This window comes from Pantoea sp. X-Soil-TKNS-1207 (genome assembly GCF_059730485.1).
Genome location: NZ_AP035961.1, coordinates 40,997 through 56,500, shown reverse-complemented (window position 1 = coordinate 56,500; position 15,504 = coordinate 40,997). Strand labels below are relative to the sequence as shown.

14 protein-coding genes are annotated in these 15,504 nt (G+C 48.5%); 8 read left to right on the top strand and 6 right to left on the bottom strand.

What is annotated here, in order from left to right; all coding sequences use genetic code 11:
• Window positions 1–466: 466 nt before the first annotated feature.
• Entirely contained in the window at window positions 467–1,096 is a 630-nt protein-coding gene (locus tag AC6I8V_RS26170) for a LuxR family transcriptional regulator (RefSeq protein ID WP_497847169.1), read from the bottom strand.
• Between the two features lie 608 nt (window positions 1,097–1,704).
• On the opposite strand from AC6I8V_RS26170, the gene AC6I8V_RS26165 reads away from it, so the two are divergent.
• Window positions 1,705–2,571, top strand: coding sequence for an EAL domain-containing protein (locus AC6I8V_RS26165; protein WP_497847168.1), 867 nt, complete (start codon window positions 1,705–1,707; stop codon window positions 2,569–2,571).
• Window positions 2,572–2,688: 117 nt separating this feature from the next.
• On the opposite strand, the gene AC6I8V_RS26160 is transcribed toward AC6I8V_RS26165, so the two are convergent.
• Entirely contained in the window at window positions 2,689–4,212 is a 1,524-nt protein-coding gene (locus AC6I8V_RS26160; protein ID WP_497847167.1) for a Fic family protein, read from the bottom strand.
• A gap of 318 nt (window positions 4,213–4,530) precedes the next feature.
• Here AC6I8V_RS26160 and AC6I8V_RS26155 point away from each other — a divergent pair, with 318 nt between their 5' ends.
• The 3 genes from AC6I8V_RS26155 to AC6I8V_RS26145 are packed head-to-tail and all read left to right on the top strand — an operon-like array spanning window position 4,531 to window position 8,697.
• Window positions 4,531–6,009: a TolC family protein gene (locus AC6I8V_RS26155; protein ID WP_497847166.1), complete on the top strand. Its 1,479-nt coding sequence runs from the start codon at window positions 4,531–4,533 to the stop codon at window positions 6,007–6,009.
• On the top strand, window positions 6,009–7,127 hold the full coding sequence (locus AC6I8V_RS26150) for an HlyD family secretion protein (protein WP_497847165.1): 1,119 nt from the start codon (window positions 6,009–6,011) through the stop codon (window positions 7,125–7,127). Before AC6I8V_RS26155 ends, AC6I8V_RS26150 begins: the two co-directional genes overlap by 1 nt.
• Window positions 7,120–8,697, top strand: coding sequence for a DHA2 family efflux MFS transporter permease subunit (locus tag AC6I8V_RS26145; protein ID WP_497847164.1), 1,578 nt, complete (start codon window positions 7,120–7,122; stop codon window positions 8,695–8,697). Before AC6I8V_RS26150 ends, AC6I8V_RS26145 begins: the two co-directional genes overlap by 8 nt.
• On the opposite strand, the gene AC6I8V_RS26140 is transcribed toward AC6I8V_RS26145, so the two are convergent.
• Window positions 8,694–9,461, bottom strand: a complete 768-nt coding sequence (locus AC6I8V_RS26140) for an AraC family transcriptional regulator (RefSeq protein WP_497847163.1) — start codon at window positions 9,459–9,461, stop codon at window positions 8,694–8,696. The two genes, AC6I8V_RS26145 and AC6I8V_RS26140, sit on opposite strands and share 4 nt — an antisense overlap.
• Before the next feature lie 225 nt (window positions 9,462–9,686).
• Between AC6I8V_RS26140 and AC6I8V_RS26135 the strand changes: the two genes are divergently transcribed.
• The gene (locus AC6I8V_RS26135) at window positions 9,687–10,001 is read left to right on the top strand and encodes a hypothetical protein (protein ID WP_497847162.1); all 315 of its coding nucleotides are present in this window, start codon (window positions 9,687–9,689) and stop codon (window positions 9,999–10,001) included.
• Here AC6I8V_RS26135 and AC6I8V_RS26130 read toward each other — a convergent pair.
• Complete coding sequence (locus tag AC6I8V_RS26130) at window positions 9,998–10,816, bottom strand: DUF4225 domain-containing protein (protein ID WP_497847161.1); 819 nt, start codon at window positions 10,814–10,816, stop codon at window positions 9,998–10,000. The two genes, AC6I8V_RS26135 and AC6I8V_RS26130, sit on opposite strands and share 4 nt — an antisense overlap.
• Window positions 10,817–11,483: 667 nt before the next feature.
• Here AC6I8V_RS26130 and AC6I8V_RS26125 point away from each other — a divergent pair.
• Entirely contained in the window at window positions 11,484–12,839 is a 1,356-nt protein-coding gene (locus AC6I8V_RS26125) for a pyridoxal-dependent decarboxylase (protein WP_497847160.1), read from the top strand.
• 103 nt (window positions 12,840–12,942) lie between these two features.
• Window positions 12,943–13,551 carry a hypothetical protein gene (locus tag AC6I8V_RS26120; RefSeq protein WP_497847159.1) on the top strand — a complete coding sequence of 203 codons (609 nt, stop codon included), beginning with the start codon at window positions 12,943–12,945 and terminating at the stop codon, window positions 13,549–13,551.
• 71 nt (window positions 13,552–13,622) lie between these two features.
• Here AC6I8V_RS26120 and AC6I8V_RS26115 read toward each other — a convergent pair whose 3' ends face one another.
• Both AC6I8V_RS26115 and AC6I8V_RS26110 read right to left on the bottom strand, forming a co-directional pair.
• Window positions 13,623–14,369 (bottom strand): helix-turn-helix transcriptional regulator, encoded by a 747-nt coding sequence (locus tag AC6I8V_RS26115; RefSeq protein ID WP_497847158.1) that lies wholly within the window; start codon window positions 14,367–14,369, stop codon window positions 13,623–13,625.
• A gap of 335 nt (window positions 14,370–14,704) precedes the next feature.
• Window positions 14,705–15,070: a hypothetical protein gene (locus AC6I8V_RS26110; protein WP_497847157.1), complete on the bottom strand. Its 366-nt coding sequence runs from the start codon at window positions 15,068–15,070 to the stop codon at window positions 14,705–14,707.
• Between the two features lie 239 nt (window positions 15,071–15,309).
• Between AC6I8V_RS26110 and AC6I8V_RS26105 the strand changes: the two genes are divergently transcribed.
• A complete protein-coding gene (locus AC6I8V_RS26105; RefSeq protein WP_497847156.1) occupies window positions 15,310–15,504 on the top strand; it encodes a hypothetical protein in 195 nt (64 codons plus the stop codon).

Below are 15,504 nucleotides of genomic sequence, written 5' to 3'. Positions count from 1 at the left end.
TACAGGCATTCCGGCTACGCGACGTTGCTGGTTTGGCAACACCAGGCCCGCGGGTCACGCGTGAGGAAATTCAGGCTTACGCGGGTGGTGGTGATCACCACAACATCTGCCTGATGGCTGGGATAAAAGTGGGGCAGCGGTGTGGAGCCTCGCTCCGCTGATTGCCTGGGCTTTGATAAAGTTAATGTTATGAGGTTAGTCACTCTGGATAGAAGATAACGCTTAATAAGGTCAACCCAATGCCTGCCTTTGCTCTCAATCGATATGAAAGAGTGTGTTTTTTCGGACTGCACACACTCTTAGGGGAATTAGTGGTAAGTCACTGCCTTCTGAAATAAGGCAGCAACGGTAACCGGGGTTGCTGTCCCTGTTGCGTAGTACTGTGTGAAATAATTAGCACTCAAAAGTGTTGCTAATAATCATAACTAAAAGCGCATTTTTGATATTAGTGGACATGGCAATTCACTTACAAGGTACGATTAGACAGGAGTTTTTTCAGAGATATCCCCATCTTTTTACTGATGGATTGTTTGATGTTGTAAATTTTCTTGGTTTGCATCGCCATTTCTTCGGCTGTTACCATTAATGATTTACCCCTGACCACATGATCAAGGAATCTGACTTCATTCATGGTTAACGGCCTGACTTTATTTTTTATTTCTCTGTTAATCCCATAGTAAGAATAATTTATATTCTTCTGTATATCATTAATACTTTGCCTGCTGGAAATGACGATCAGATGCACATTCTTTTCATACTTTTTCCAAAACTGTGCAAGCGGCTCCATTTCTCTATCACAGATAATAATGATATTGAGATTTGCTAATCCGAGATATTTAATCCAGTTTCTGTTGGTAAAAAACCAAATATTAGCCTTTGAAAAATCAACATAGACTCCTCCTTTGCTAAAAATGCTTTCGTATTTACCTGAAATGATTGATAAAACCCCTTTCTTCAGGAAGTTATTATTTTCAGGCCAGACAGAAACTTTTTGCAGCGTGCACCTATTCATTGCTGAATTCGGATCATCATCGTTAAACCGGCACTTATAACTGCACGACAAACATACTACATTGATGGTTGAAATCTTTTTCATAATTACTCTCGACACCTTAAATCAAGAGAGCGCTGATATTAATTCCTTTGCTGATGTGGATCAATAAACCAATGAGTTGTCCACTTATCGACCTACAGAAAAATCCTATTTTCGGTTGCCATTGATATTACATGCAATGTTACTGAGATGTTTATGTTTTTTTTGCCCAAAAACCTACCATACCTAAATAGAGTTAGGATAAGTCACAACCTAATTAGGATTAATCTATTAAAACGGTAGGCGTGGTCAATTAAAATAAAGCACTTTTTGCAAAATTTAAATATTTGGCGGTTGGTGACGTTTGATTATTTGACCTGGGTTAATATCAGAAACTTATCTTTAATTAAATTTTTTAGTGGTTTTTCTTTTTCTTTTGTGTATAAATGTCGACTTCCCTGTGTTTATATTTAAGTTGTTTAAATCCCATGCTTTTTGTAACTATGTTATATGCTCCTGCATTTTATTTTTTTAAAAAGATTTGCGCTCCCGCACCACGGACACCGAAACATACTCTTACAAACTTACGTACGCCCCTCTGTTTCCGATGCACATATACAACCCGAATTACCGTCGGCATTTAAAATAATATATGTCACAGTGGTGTTATAATGATAAATATCTTTCATCTTTCTACAGAAATGAAATTGTTAGTCGGATTATTCATCTTAATCACTCTTTGTCTGGTTTTTTTAATTTGCAAATCGTCCTGCCACCCATTTCTTTCTTTCAGGAAGCTGGAAAGGGCCATTGCCAACGGTCAGATTGTTCCATTTTATCAACCTATAGTTGATGCGCAGGAAGGGAAACTCGCTGGCGTCGAAGTACTTGCACGCTGGAAATCGACGAAAGGCAGATTTCTCCCCCCTGATTTTTTTATCCCTCTGGCAGAAAAAACCGGACTGATTGTGCCACTCACCAATCAAATGATGAAATCAGTCGCCATTGATTTGGCGGAATTTTCACGTCACATGGGAGGTTCATTTCACATAAGCTTAAATATTAGTGCTTCGCACATAAACGATGACGAATTGCTTAAAAATTGCCAGAACCTTATCGATAATCTTAACCAGGTTCGTTTAATTCTCGAGATCACAGAGAGAGAACGTTTTGTAGTGACGCCCGAAGTTCTTAAAAAAATATCAAAACTACGGGACATTGGCGTCAGAATTGCGCTTGATGATTTTGGAACAGGCTATTCCAATCTGGATTATTTAAGCGAGATTCATGTCGACATCATTAAAATTGACAAGTCGTTCATCAACTGTATCAGCGAAGGGAATGATTCATTTGTCCTGCTGGACTGTATAATTGAAATGGCGACGAGTCTAAAACTTGACGTCATTGCTGAAGGCGTTGAGTCCTCATTGCAGAAGGATTATCTTGCAGCGAAAAACATCAGGTATGCGCAGGGCTACTACTTCTCACCCCCACTGTCATCTGTTGATTTTATTCAAAAATATATGCATCCGCACTGAGTTGCATCAGCTTCGCGGCGCACGTCGTTAACGAAAAGAGGATCGCTCATCGTCCGGGCGTTAAACAGCGCACACCACTCTGAACGATGATGGTGATATCGACACAATCACCAGACTTTAACGCTGTTCAAATGCAGACCGCACCGCTTCAATGATACGTTGTGACCGCTCAGCATCTTCCAGCTGTGGATATTCTTTCCTGAGCTTACCGGACACCTGCCAGCCATTTTCTTTTACTGAACGTATAATTCGGTTCGCGTCCTGGTCAGGCATCTCCAGCACTTCTTTCAAACGTTCCTGCGCCTGCTGGAATATCACCAGCACTCTGGCCTCATCTGCCATTTCAACTCTGATGGTATGCTCAATGACTTTAGCGGTATAAAGCACATGTGAGGTTAAATCCGGGTAGCGCCAGGCAAAGCGTGCGTCGACATAATCAGCAAAGTAGAAATTGCTCGGCGTTCCATCGTCATACGTCACGATCTCACCAAAATGGCAGGATGTGGCGTATCTGCGCATCAGACGTTTCGAAAAGGCCTCAAGCGTGCGATCGTAACCGACCCGAAAATCCAGTGAGCTGGCGATTGTTGCAGAGACCGGCAGAATAACCCCTTCAGGTAACGCACCGTCGCGTATCAATGTGTCATTGATTAAGAAGCGATGAATGCGGCCATTGCCATCGCGCATCGGATGAATATAAACAAAGCCAAAAGCGATCGCGCCCGCGCGCGCCAGCGGTTCCGCACCGCGTGTGGCCAGTTCAAAGTCGCGCAGCCCATTCATGAAAAGCGGCAGATCTTCGAATTGGGGTGCAACGTAATGGACAATGTCTTCACGCATGGTCGCTTGTCCCACAAAGACGGGCGAGCGACGCAGTCCCAATCCCAGCGCATCATGACCGAGTATCCCTCTCTGCAAAATATGCAGGCTTTCGTCGCTGAGCGGATCGTCGATATGGCCGCAATATTGCGTAATGACATGGGCAAACCGCTGAATACGATCGGCCTGGTCAGCCTCTTTCTCAATTAAAAAACTGGCGCGCGACTCCTTAAAGGTGAGCCAGCTCGCTGTGCGCAGTAAAATATCGGCGCCGAAGGTGTCATCTAAGTCGTGTAATGCGGTGGTCACATCAAAGGAAATGGCGCTTTGGATCTCAGGCGTGCGACGCACCAGCGGGCAAAAATCGGGCGATCCCGGCAGATTGTCATTGATGCGCCAGCGTTTAACTTTTTTTACTGATGTCCGGGTCAGATAGTGTTTAGCGGAGATCGCATCAATATACCCGCCATTGGTCACATCAGGCACATCGAGCGTGTTTCCTGTCAGCCACTCATAGAGAAATCCGGCACGGCGCGCATATTGCCCGAACGGCTCACGCAGGCACCAGTTTTGCAGAGGTTCAGGGCCGGTTGCCGCAAAGAGCCGGGCAAAAAACTCCAGATGGATCTCTTCATATTTGAGTCCAAAGGCAAAGTGCCCGGAAAAGCTGTCATCGGGTTGATACCCTGGCGGATAGCGTTTTTCGATATGCCCCTGGATCTCGTGGTCGGCCCGAACAGTGCCAATGGAGGACTCCACACGCAACGGCTGAACCGGATCAATGTTATAAAGCCTGGAGAGCGCCCGGAATCCTACCAGCATCAGCCATTTCCTCTAACAAAGGAGTTAAAACGATAATTTAAGGCGACTATAGCGTGAAAACGATAATCTCACCAGGTTGAACTGATAATTTTCGCCTGGAAATATTAATAAAACCGGGAGTAGCGCCGAAAATGATAATGTTTGCTCAAAGGAGAAGCCAGGGTAGTGGTGATCAACACAACGCCTGCCTGACGCAAAGCGGAGGTTTTTCCCGGATATCATCAATGTCCATTTCAAGATAATGGAAGTCTTATTCGCGACATAACGACAGTCGCTAAATGCGTAAGCTGGACGCATTCTCATTAACGAGTGCGTCCTATGATCAAATCCACAAGGCTGTGTCTGGCCTTAATCCCTCTGTTTTCAGCAGGTTGTTCCTCCGGGCCTGACCAGCCTCCTCTGACGACATTGCCTGTCAACATTGACCGGCAAAACACGCTCTCTCCTGATAAGTGGTGGACCCTGTACCACGATGCCGCTCTGAATCAGGCCGTAGAACAGGCGCTGACCAATAACCGCGACCTGCGCATGGCGGCGGCAAATCTTCAGGCTGCGCGTGCGATGCGTGATGAAACCGATGCTAAACGTCTGCCCGCCACTGTCCTGACCAGCCAGGCGGGCTACGGCAGCACGGCGCAGGATCAGCTGGAAGCCGCCCTGAATCAAAGCGACCACATCCGTACCGGTTCGCGCTATGGCATTGGCATGGATGTGCAGTGGGAAATTGACCTTTTTGGTCGCCTGCGTTCCCTGAGCCGGGAAGCCAGCGCGGATACGCTGGCGATGATGGCCGCGGAAGAGGGCGCGCGCGTGCTGGTTGCGGCTGAAACCACCCGCGCCTGGCTGAATGCCTGTAGCTACACACAGCAGATCGGCATCGCACAACGTTCGCTGCTGCTGGCGCAGCAGGGACAACAGCTGGCCAGCCAGCTTTATCAGTCGGGCGCAGGCGTCGAACTGGATGTCTTACGTGCCCAGAGCCAAGTCGATGTGACAGCAACGGCACTGCCGCCGTTGCAGGCCGCCCGGCGCAACGCCCTGGCTGAACTTGCCGTATTAATGGGACGTCTGCCAGACAACCCGCCAGCCGCGGCGCTGATGTGCCAGTCGCCTCCGTCGCTGACCGCCATTCGCCTGCCCGCGAGCCTGGGGATGACGGTGTTAGGCCGTCGTCCGGACGTTATGCAGGCTCAGCAGTCATTGATTGCCGCCACGGCCGGCATTGGCATCGCCACCGCCGATCTCTACCCACGAATTTCACTCGGCGGCAGCGTATTCAGCTCAGCCCATCAGCCTGATGGCTGGGATAAAAGTGGGGCAACGGTGTGGAGCCTCGGTCCGCTGATCTCCTGGTCATTCCCGAATATCAGCCAACAACGCGCACGTCTCGCCCAGGCGAATGCCCATGAACAAGCCGCGCTGGCGCATTTCGACGCCACTATCCTCGGCGCGCTCAAAGACGTGCAGCAGGGCATGACGGACTATGACACCGCCCTGCAACAAAACGCCACACTGCAACGCGCGGCGGCGACCAGTCAGCACGCGTTGCAGCTCGCGGCAATCGCCAGAAAAGAGGGGGCCGCCACCGCGCTGGAGTATCTCGACGCACAACGTACCGATATCGCCATCGAGAACCAGCTGGCCAGTTCCCATACCCAGCTCATCGCTAGCCAGGTGGCGCTGTTTAAATCCCTCGGCGGCGGCTGGCAGCAGGCTCCGGCTATTTCCCTGCCCGCACCAAAGCGTGCGGCTGTTGCATCCCCGCTCTCCCTTGTCGCTAACAGAGAAGAAAAATAATGACTCAGAATCCACAGGCTGCTGAGAAGCAGACCTTTATTCATCGCCGTGCCAGACCGCGCCCCCGTACCCTGGTCATCGTTATGGTTATCCTGGTGATGGCGCTGGCATGGGGCATTTACTGGTGGACCACCGCCCGCTGGATGACCGATACCGATGATGCCTACGTGCGGGCAGACATCGTCACCCTGGCTCCGCGAGTCAGTGGTTATCTGGCATCGGTGGCGGTGCAGGATAATCAGCGGGTCACCGCAGGACAGCTGCTGGCGCGCATTGATGCCAATGACTATCAGGCAAGGGTCAACAAGGCTGAGGCGGCGGTAAAGGCGGCGGAAGCGGAAAAACGGCTGCGGCAGGCGCAGGTGCTCAATCTGGATGCGCGTCAGCCGCAGCAGAAAAACCGCATCGACGAAGCTCAGGCCGCCGTGCGCGCGGCGACGGCCGAATCTGACCGTGCCGTGCACGAGGCCCAGCGCCAGCGCCGCCTCACCAGCCAGAATGTCGGCAGTGAGCAACAGCTGGAAGCCGCCAATGCCCAGCGGGACAAACTGATCGCCGCTGTAGCGCAGACGCAGGCCATGCTGGCGATCGCCAGACAGGATATGCAGGTGCTGGCGAGCGAACGCCAGGCGGCCGTCGCTGAACAGGATAAAGCCGACGCGGTGCTGTTGCAGTCGCAGGCACAGCTGAAGCTGGCGCGGATTGATTTAGCCAGTACGCGGATTATCAGCCCGATGACCGGCACCGTGGGCCAGCGATCCATCCGGGCCGGGCAATATGTTGAGACCGGTGCACCGTTACTGGCGGTGGTCCCCGACGACATCTATGTGATTGCCAACTTTAAGGAGACCCAGCTTGATCAGATGCGTATTGGGCAGCCTGCGGAGATTACCGTCGATGCGTATGGCGGCCAGCGCTATCGCGGAACGGTAGACAGCTTTGCACCGGCCTCTGGCGCGCAGTTCGCGCTGTTACCCCCGGATAACGCCACGGGCAACTTCACCAAAATCGTTCAGCGTATGCCGGTGAAAATTCGTCTTGATAAGGGGCAGAACGGGGCCGGGGATATCCGTCCTGGCATGTCCGTTCTGGTCACCGTGGATACGCATCATGGCTGATCAACAGGTAATGGAACGCACCGATCACATCCCGATGCGTACCTGGGTTGCGGTGCTGGGCAGCGTGGTCGGGTGCTTTATGGCGGGCATGAACGTGCATGTCACCAATGCATCATTGCCGGATGTGCGTGGCTCGCTGGGCGCGTCATTTGAGGAAGGCTCATGGATTACCACGGCCTACCTGGTGGCGGAGATTATCATCATCCCCGTCACGGGCTGGCTGGTGTCGATCTTTTCGATGCGCAGGGTGCTGATGACTGGCACCACCGGTTTTGTGATCTTTTCGATCTTCTGTTCGATGGCGCCCAATATCCAGACCATGATCGTTGCCCGTGCGTTGCAGGGGGCATTTGGTGGCGTGCTGATCCCGCTCTCTTTTCAGCTTATCGTCAGTGAGTTGCCCGCTAAGAAACATGCACTGGGCATGGCGCTTTTTGCCGTGGCTAATAATGTCGCTCAGGCCGCCGGGCCGTCGCTGGGCGGCTGGTTGACGGATGTTTATTCCTGGCGCTGGATTTTCTATTTACAGGTGCCGCCTGGCCTGTTGCTGCTGGCGGCGATTGGCTGGTCGGTTAAGCCCCAACCCATGATGCTGGAGAAATTACGCCAGGGTGACTGGTGGGGCATCATCACCATGGCGGTGGGGTTGTCGGCACTCCAGATTATGCTGGAAGAAGGCGGCCGCAATGACTGGTTTTCCTCACCCTTTATCATCAATTGCGCACTGCTGGCGACCCTCGGGCTGGCCGGGTTTGTCTATGTCGAACTCAGGAGCAAAACGCCTTTTATCAATCTGCGTCTGCTGGGACGTTACAATTTTGGGATCGCCAGCCTGATGCAGTTTTGCTTCGGCGCGGTGGTCTTTGGCGTGGTGTTTCTGGTACCGAACTATTTTGCTGAGGTGCATGGCTATAACGCCAGTCAGATCGGCATCATGATGATCCCCTATGGCATCATTCAGTTCATTATGTCTTTCGCCACGCCGCATCTGATGCGCTGGACCAGCGCGCGCACCGCGATTATTGCTGGTTTTATGATTACCGGTCTGGGCTGCCTGATGAACATCCATCTCAATCCTGCTGCGGCAGCTAACGTGATTGTGCCTTCGCTGGTGGTGCGGGGCGTCGGTCAGTCCCTGGTGGTGGTCGCGCTTGGCATGATGGCGATTCAGGGGCTGGAAAAAGCGCAGGTGGGTTCTGCCTCCGGTCTGTTTTCCATGGTCAGAAATGTCGGCGGCGCGGTCGGTATCGCGTTGTCCAGCCAGATTGTGGTGGAGCGGGCCAGGTTCCATGCCGCGCGTATCGGTGAAGCCATTACGCCGTTCGCGCAGGCCAGCCAGGAGAGAATCGTCGCCATCGTGAATACGCTGTCTCAGCAACATCCTGACCACACGGCAGCGCTCCACGGGGCAGGTTTCGCCCATTTACGTTTGCAGGCCATCGGGCTTATCAACCAGGAGATACAGCGGAATGCGTTGCTGATGTCATATAGCGATGCATTTTATGTTGCCGGCGTCGCCATGCTCGCCTGCGTTATCGCCGGACTCGTATTGCGCAGGAACGCGGATTAACGGTAAAAGGCCGATGGCGGCAGGCCAAATTGCCGCTTAAAAACTGCGGCGAAAGCGCTCTGGCTTTCGTAGCCGTGCTGCAAAGCAACCTGTAAAACAGGCTGTCCCTGTGCCAGCGATTCCAGCGAGAGCAGCAGCCGGGCCTGCTGCCGCCAGCGGCCAAAGGTCACACCGGTTTGCTTCTGGAACTGACGATGGAATGTTTTGACGCTCATCGCCAGCATGGCAGCCCAGTCATCGGCCTTTCTGGCATCCGCAGGGTCGTCAGCCAGCTGCTGACAAACGCGCAGAATGCGTGAATCCTGCGGCCAGGGAAGATTGAAAGGGAGGATCGGCAGGGTACAAAGCTCATCAAGGATAAAGCGCATCAGACGTGCATCCCGGCTTTCCGGCGCATAATCGCCCTCAACGCGCGTCGCCGCCAGAATCAATTCTCTTAACAGAGCCGACACCTCAATAACGCAGTCATCGTCGGGCAGCCCTGGGAGCGCATCAGGTTGCACGAAGATACTGCGTATTCTGGCGGCTCCACGCATACGCACCGTATGGCTGATGCCCGCTTTGAGCCAGACCCCTCTGCTGGGCGGCACGACCCAGCGACCCGCGCTGGTTTCAATCACCAACACCCCTTCAATGGCATACAGCAGCTGAGCGCATTGATGACTGTGCGCGGGAATAATATGGCCATTGGCATAATCAACAGCGACACCGACGACGGGCATTGAGGGATTATCGTAAATCTGTCCGGGACTTTGTACTGCCATGTGCCAACCTCCTTCTTTACCAGGACATTACCGAATTCCGTAACCTATACCATGTCATCGCTGATACGGGCAGATTATACGAAGATGAATGAATTAATCTGTGCAGCACCAAGAAAGACCAGTAGTAGCCCCCTCGTCATGCGCAGAGGACAGCCCGGAGTCGATAAGCAGTCGTCTTTCTGGTATATCTGAAGCGTTTCGTGAGCGTTTTAAGGATGAAAAGCAATGAAAGTTAGTGAAGAAGCCCTGCTGCGTTCCGGTTTCAGCCCCGCAGACCTGCGAAAAGTTAAAAACAACCTCGAAAGCTACGGCGGCACCCTCGGTGATGCCATACAGGATCTGTCCAGGCGCTTCACCATCGCCGTGAGTGTTGTCCTGTGCTGTATTGCCGTATTTATTTTTCTGCTGCTTTTCGGCTCCAGCGAGACCGTTTTTTCCGGGGGAGTTGCACTGCTTTGCGGCATTGCGGTTGCCATGTTTGTACAACCGCCCGTACTGTCTTATAAGTCCTGGCGATACCGGAGAGCGAACAGGAATTAACGACGTTGCTGATCGGTCGTGAGAAGGTCAAAAATCACTTTCGCCTTAACGCCATAATCTACGATTTTCATCGTTAATTTTGGCCTACTCATGGTGTCAACTTTCCGGTAATAGTCACGGGGAAGCCAGCGGAACAGACGCCACGCGCCGGGTTTTCTTGCCAGTCCGAAGACACTGTAGACGCTGGCGCTCAATGTTGCGGTGTTGTAGAACGCCAGCCCTGTGTTCGGGCTGAACCCCATAAACTGAGCAGCCTCCATTGCCCCGTCCGCAAACACCCCCTCTGAATGCGACTCATTTCCATAACGGAGATGACTGACTTCTTTCGATATGCCGTTGATACCGTCAATGAATAGAGTGGCCCCGGCAAGCATACCGATGGGCGTCATGGAGGAGATCATAATCATCCCCCCGAAAAGGGCTACACCAGATAAAACAACGTGAACGGCTGAAATGACATAGCCGACAATTTTGTTATTTTCCCGGATAAACTCCACTTTCGCGATGAGCTTCGCGGTCTGCATCCGCAGCAGTCGGTCCTGTTCCCGCAGATTTTCCGTCTCTTCCCGCAGTTTTTTTATACATGCTATACAGTCTTCATCTGTTCTGGCCTGGCGGGCTGCGGCGAACTGTTTTTCCACCACATCCCTGATTTCCTGAACAAACTGGAGTCGGGTCAGGCTGTCGCGCAGATGAAAGCCGGATATCACATTTGCGACATCGACCAGTTTTCTCGCTTCCAGATTGACCATCGTTTCTGCCCATACCCGGTCGCGACCGCCTGAGCGCATCATTGAAAGTAGCGCTGCATCCATTTTCACTCTCCCTGTAGGTTCTACTGTTTAAAAGATGATAAACCATTATCCTCATGAGTAAACCAGGCACGAGGAGGGAGCAAGATGAAGGCTTAATGAATCCTATCGAGGTACTTGTTTAACAGGGAATCGCTATTTTAATTTTTCCAGGCATTCTAAATTACTTAACACAACCATGATTATGGGTAAGTTTTGTGCTATTACCAAAGGTGTATAATTCAGCATAAATAGTAAAACACATAATGCTTCGAGTATTTCCTCATATTTATTACCTATTTTTTGGAAATTATAATTAAAATTTATGCCTCCTGGAGAAGAGTTTCCTTTCGAAAGCGGCACAACACTTCGGTTGTTAAAATAATGATACAATAAATTTACAATTTTCCAATTACCAGTCAGTGGTAGTCTCTGGTCGAAGCTGTAAAATTTTTAATTTTTAAAAAATATTAATTATTGACCTGGTATTTTAATCGGTATTTACTGACGGGGCTGGTAGCTCATCTATGCGCTTTTGGAGTTGTCATTGACCAACCAGAAACATTGGTGAATATGGTGTAAACCGCCAGAGTAAAATCCATCTGACAGTAGATGTACATGTTCTGGCTATCGCGCTCAGCCATGCAACTGATGCAGGTTATACAAACTCAAGAAAGGACTCTCTTTTTTTATGGAAAAAAAATCCAACTCAGACTTGACTCAGGCCAGGCTCGAAAATATATATTTAGACCTTCATAGTCGGAAAGCAACGTCTCTGGGATTTCTGTCCAATCAGGCATTCGACTATTCTGAAATTTTCCCTTTTTTTAATCTACATATAAGCAATATAGGTGATCCCTTCCTTGCCAATTCTACACTGTTGAACACACGTGAGTTAGAGCGGGAAGTTCTTGAATATTTTTCCAGATTATGGAATGCCACGTCCCGAACTCCGTTAATCCCAGAATCATACTGGGGATATATTTTGGGCATGGGCGCAACTGAAGGAAATCTGTACTCTCTCTGGAGTGCACGCGAATATTTTCACACTAAATTAACTTCCGGAAAGTTAAATCACTCAACAAACTGCCATCCGATACTCTTTTTTTCAGTGGAGTCGCATTACTCTATGGAAAAAAGTTCTCGTATGTTAGGCATCGCCACTTTTCAGGAAACCGGTAATAAGGATTACCCTGGCCAATGCCCTGTTACGCCAGATGGTCACTGGCCACGGGGAATACCTGTGGATGAACATGGGGCTATCAAACCTGAATTGCTCGCAATGCTGGTCGGTTTTTTCGCTGCGAAGGGGCATCCGCCTATTATTGTGCTTAATATTGGAAGCACTTTCCAGGGCGCGTTTGATGACCCAATACTTGTCTGGGAATATTTATCCCCGGTTCTTGCACAACACAATTTCTGTACTCTGACTGATAGTGACAGTCGTCCGGATTTCTGGATCCATATTGACGGTGCGCTGGGTGCAGCTTACCTGCCTTACCTTGAAATGGCTTTTCAACAGAAAATGACCCCAGAGAAAGGACCGCAGTTTGATTTTTCTCTTCCCTGGGTAAGTTCAATCGTGATGAGTTCGCATAAGTGGTATGGCGCACCATTTGCTTCGGGCATTTATATGAGCAAAGAAAAGTACCGGATGTTACCTGCCACTGATCCTGAATATGTTAACTCTCCAGACACCACGTTGTCTGGCAGCCGGAACGGTCTGTCTGCTTTGCTACTCTGGTACACTATCACCACTGTCACCTCACAGATGCAGGCAGAAACGGCCGCCAGATGTGTGGCACTGGCTATATATGCCAGTGAGCAACTGGAAGCGGTTAAAACCATTCATCCTTCATTTCAGGTAGCACAGGGGCCACAGTCGCTGGTTGTCCGCTTTACCCGGCCACAGGATAAAATATTCCAACAATTTCACCTCAGTGGCATCGGAAAGTTCGCCCACATAGTGATCATGCCACATGTCACCCGTTCCGCGATTGATCTACTTGTCATGGTTCTAAGGGGGGCAGATGCTTTTTCTGATTAATTTTTTATTATTTTTTGGTTAAGTAAAACCTGGATAAATAAGTATGCCCAGAGTGAAATGGAATGATTATCTGTTGTCCAATTAATTAAATAAGGAGATTAAAATGCAATGTATACAGGTCAGGGATTCAGATTTAGATAATATATGTGATCTTCTGGCAGCTGAATTTTTCAACGATCCGATATATAAATTCGTCTTCCCTAATCCGGTAGGTCGGATTGACAGACTGTGGCGTTTTTTTCGTATCTACGTTGATCTGGCCAGAGAGTATGGCGGCATACTACTTGTCGAAAATTATGCGGGAGTTCAGATCTATTTTCGACCTGAACTGATTGAGAAAAGCAACGAATCTCTTGATATTGATCACCGTCTACGCCAGGCGTGTGGATCAGACTATACGACTGTTGCTGCATGGATGAAAGGGTGTGACAATTATCATCCCCGAACCCCACCTCATTATTATTTGTTTCTCACGGCAGTCGAGAGCGCATATCGGGGCCATGATGGAGCAAGAGTGATGAAAACTTTGTTCAGAGAATTAACTACTATACTCGATAAAGAGAGTATGCCTTGTTATTCTGAGTGCACAAGGCGTGGTGGACTCGGAATATCCAGACCTTTTGGTTTTCGATATGGAGGATCTGCCCGACATGTAGAAGGTTTTCCTGAATTTTATCCGATCTGGCGTGAGCCGCAGAAGACAGTTGTATAAATGTCATTGCGTTCATAAATAGCGCGATCCTTTAAATGCGAAAGCAATGAGTTCGGTGATCGGCTGAGCGATCACTTTTGATAGGGTGGATGACGCTGAGAATTATTTATCGAGCCGGGAATAAGGTTGAGTTCATTGGCTAAGCTAATGGCATGTTTTGCATTCTTAACACCAAGTTTTCTGACTGTTTTTCCCATATGGAATTTTACCGTGCTAACGGTGACTTGCAGGATCTCAGCTACTTCAGCATAGGTCTTTCCGGTACTGCTCCAGTAGAGCACTTCAGCTTCACGGGTAGACAAAACCGTATTAGCTGCATTCATTTCTCCAGGTTTCCTGTATACCTGAAGTAGCATTTCATGAGTTTCAAGTAAAATTCCATGAAAGTCATTTTTATGTTTTTCTATAAGTTCACCGACGTCAGCCATCAAAAATTTATCGAAATATAAGGATAATGTTGCCAGATTATTACAGTGGTCATGAAGAACAAAAGTATACCCACATAAAAAGCTAAAAGATTTTAAAATGAAAACCTTATCCATGGGCCAACAAGAATTAATCTTTATGCTATCATCCCAGACAAAAGAGGTAACGCGATTCAGCGCATTGATAACTACAGGATCGATATTTTGATATTTATTTTCAAGATACGCGTTGGCAAAATCTTCTGAAATGTTATTAATGATTAGTATATTATCTGTATTTTTCTTATCCATTACTGCATAGGCGTGGCTAATATTGCCGTATTTTGCTATTCGTTTTTCTAAGCTCTCCTTTACATAACTATTTTTTACATTATCTGAAAAATAACTGTTCATTAATCAACTCTCTTTAAAAAATTGATGTTGCAATAATGATTCCTTCTCAAGATAAAGTAAATCTCAAGATTTAACATAGTATTATAGCCGATCCCATAGGGAAAGTCTGTCGTGCATAAGTAGAGTTATGCCCTGACATGAATGAAAACGCCTGCCTTATGAGAGAAAATGTTCAGAATGGTGCCGGGTACGGTTTTCTGCGAAATATTGGACCCGAAGCTACTGCAGCACCCCAACCATCGTTAGCCCGCTTCAGGGTCGTGTTAAATCATCCAACCCGTCATCGGTCTAACCGGTGGGGTGGTAACATGGCGTCCATCAGCAGTTAGTGAGTGTTACTTCTCAATTCTAATTAACGACCAGCCCTGCCGATACATACAGTTGTTAATAAGGACACTTCGCTGGCTTTCGTTGAGATCACTGGTGTAGTAATGAGTGTTCTGCCGTTTTGTCTTTTCATCATGTGATATATATTTACCGGTTATTATATTACCCGGTGGCAGTTCGCGGAGTGCCTCTACTGCACAATTCGATTTATCAAGAATTGCCTGCTGCTGTGTAACACCAGGCTTAACCCATTGATATTCTACACAACCTGTTAAAAGAAGAGTAAGTAAAAGCAAAGTAAAATTTTTCATAACGAATTTTTCCATAAAAGATGATAATCCATGCAAGCGGCAATATTGTTCTAAAATATTCACACTCAGTAAATCCCAAACGAATAAAAAGTAAAAAACCAACCAATTTCATTAAGTAAACCCCAACTTAATAATTTGGTAAAGTTCAAAGTCAATGAGATTATTCTTTCCAATATCTGAGTATTTCCTGAATATGTAATATATTCAATTTAAGGAGTTGCTGGAGTTCAGCATCAAGGAAGCATTGAACGCATAACATTGCGCTAAATGCTGTCAATATAGCTTTCTCGGAGTGATTCGTTATGAAGAAAGAGAAGCTGGAAGACGTTAAAAACGAACCTGTCAAAGTGGATAAACACGTTGATACAGTCAAATTTATCTCAGCGGATGAAGACGAACAGGAAGGAAATTTCGAGTTCCTTTGTTGTCGTGGAGGTAGCATGGCTGGCAACAATACCGGAGAGGGCGTGAATCGTCATCAGCTAAGGCTGTTGTAA

What these genes read in the sequence shown, in the direction of transcription:
- AC6I8V_RS26170 (WP_497847169.1), bottom strand. Translation starts at nt 1,096, where the DNA reads ATGAAAAAGATTTCAACCATCAATGTAGTATGTTTGTCGTGCAGTTAT.
- AC6I8V_RS26165 (WP_497847168.1), top strand. Translation starts at nt 1,705, where the DNA reads ATGATAAATATCTTTCATCTTTCTACAGAAATGAAATTGTTAGTCGGA.
- AC6I8V_RS26160 (WP_497847167.1), bottom strand. Translation starts at nt 4,212, where the DNA reads ATGCTGGTAGGATTCCGGGCGCTCTCCAGGCTTTATAACATTGATCCG.
- AC6I8V_RS26155 (WP_497847166.1), top strand. Translation starts at nt 4,531, where the DNA reads ATGATCAAATCCACAAGGCTGTGTCTGGCCTTAATCCCTCTGTTTTCA.
- AC6I8V_RS26150 (WP_497847165.1), top strand. Translation starts at nt 6,009, where the DNA reads ATGACTCAGAATCCACAGGCTGCTGAGAAGCAGACCTTTATTCATCGC.
- AC6I8V_RS26145 (WP_497847164.1), top strand. Translation starts at nt 7,120, where the DNA reads ATGGCTGATCAACAGGTAATGGAACGCACCGATCACATCCCGATGCGT.
- AC6I8V_RS26140 (WP_497847163.1), bottom strand. Translation starts at nt 9,461, where the DNA reads ATGGCAGTACAAAGTCCCGGACAGATTTACGATAATCCCTCAATGCCC.
- AC6I8V_RS26135 (WP_497847162.1), top strand. Translation starts at nt 9,687, where the DNA reads ATGAAAGTTAGTGAAGAAGCCCTGCTGCGTTCCGGTTTCAGCCCCGCA.
- AC6I8V_RS26130 (WP_497847161.1), bottom strand. Translation starts at nt 10,816, where the DNA reads ATGGATGCAGCGCTACTTTCAATGATGCGCTCAGGCGGTCGCGACCGG.
- AC6I8V_RS26125 (WP_497847160.1), top strand. Translation starts at nt 11,484, where the DNA reads ATGGAAAAAAAATCCAACTCAGACTTGACTCAGGCCAGGCTCGAAAAT.
- AC6I8V_RS26120 (WP_497847159.1), top strand. Translation starts at nt 12,943, where the DNA reads ATGCAATGTATACAGGTCAGGGATTCAGATTTAGATAATATATGTGAT.
- AC6I8V_RS26115 (WP_497847158.1), bottom strand. Translation starts at nt 14,369, where the DNA reads ATGAACAGTTATTTTTCAGATAATGTAAAAAATAGTTATGTAAAGGAG.
- AC6I8V_RS26105 (WP_497847156.1), top strand. Translation starts at nt 15,310, where the DNA reads ATGAAGAAAGAGAAGCTGGAAGACGTTAAAAACGAACCTGTCAAAGTG.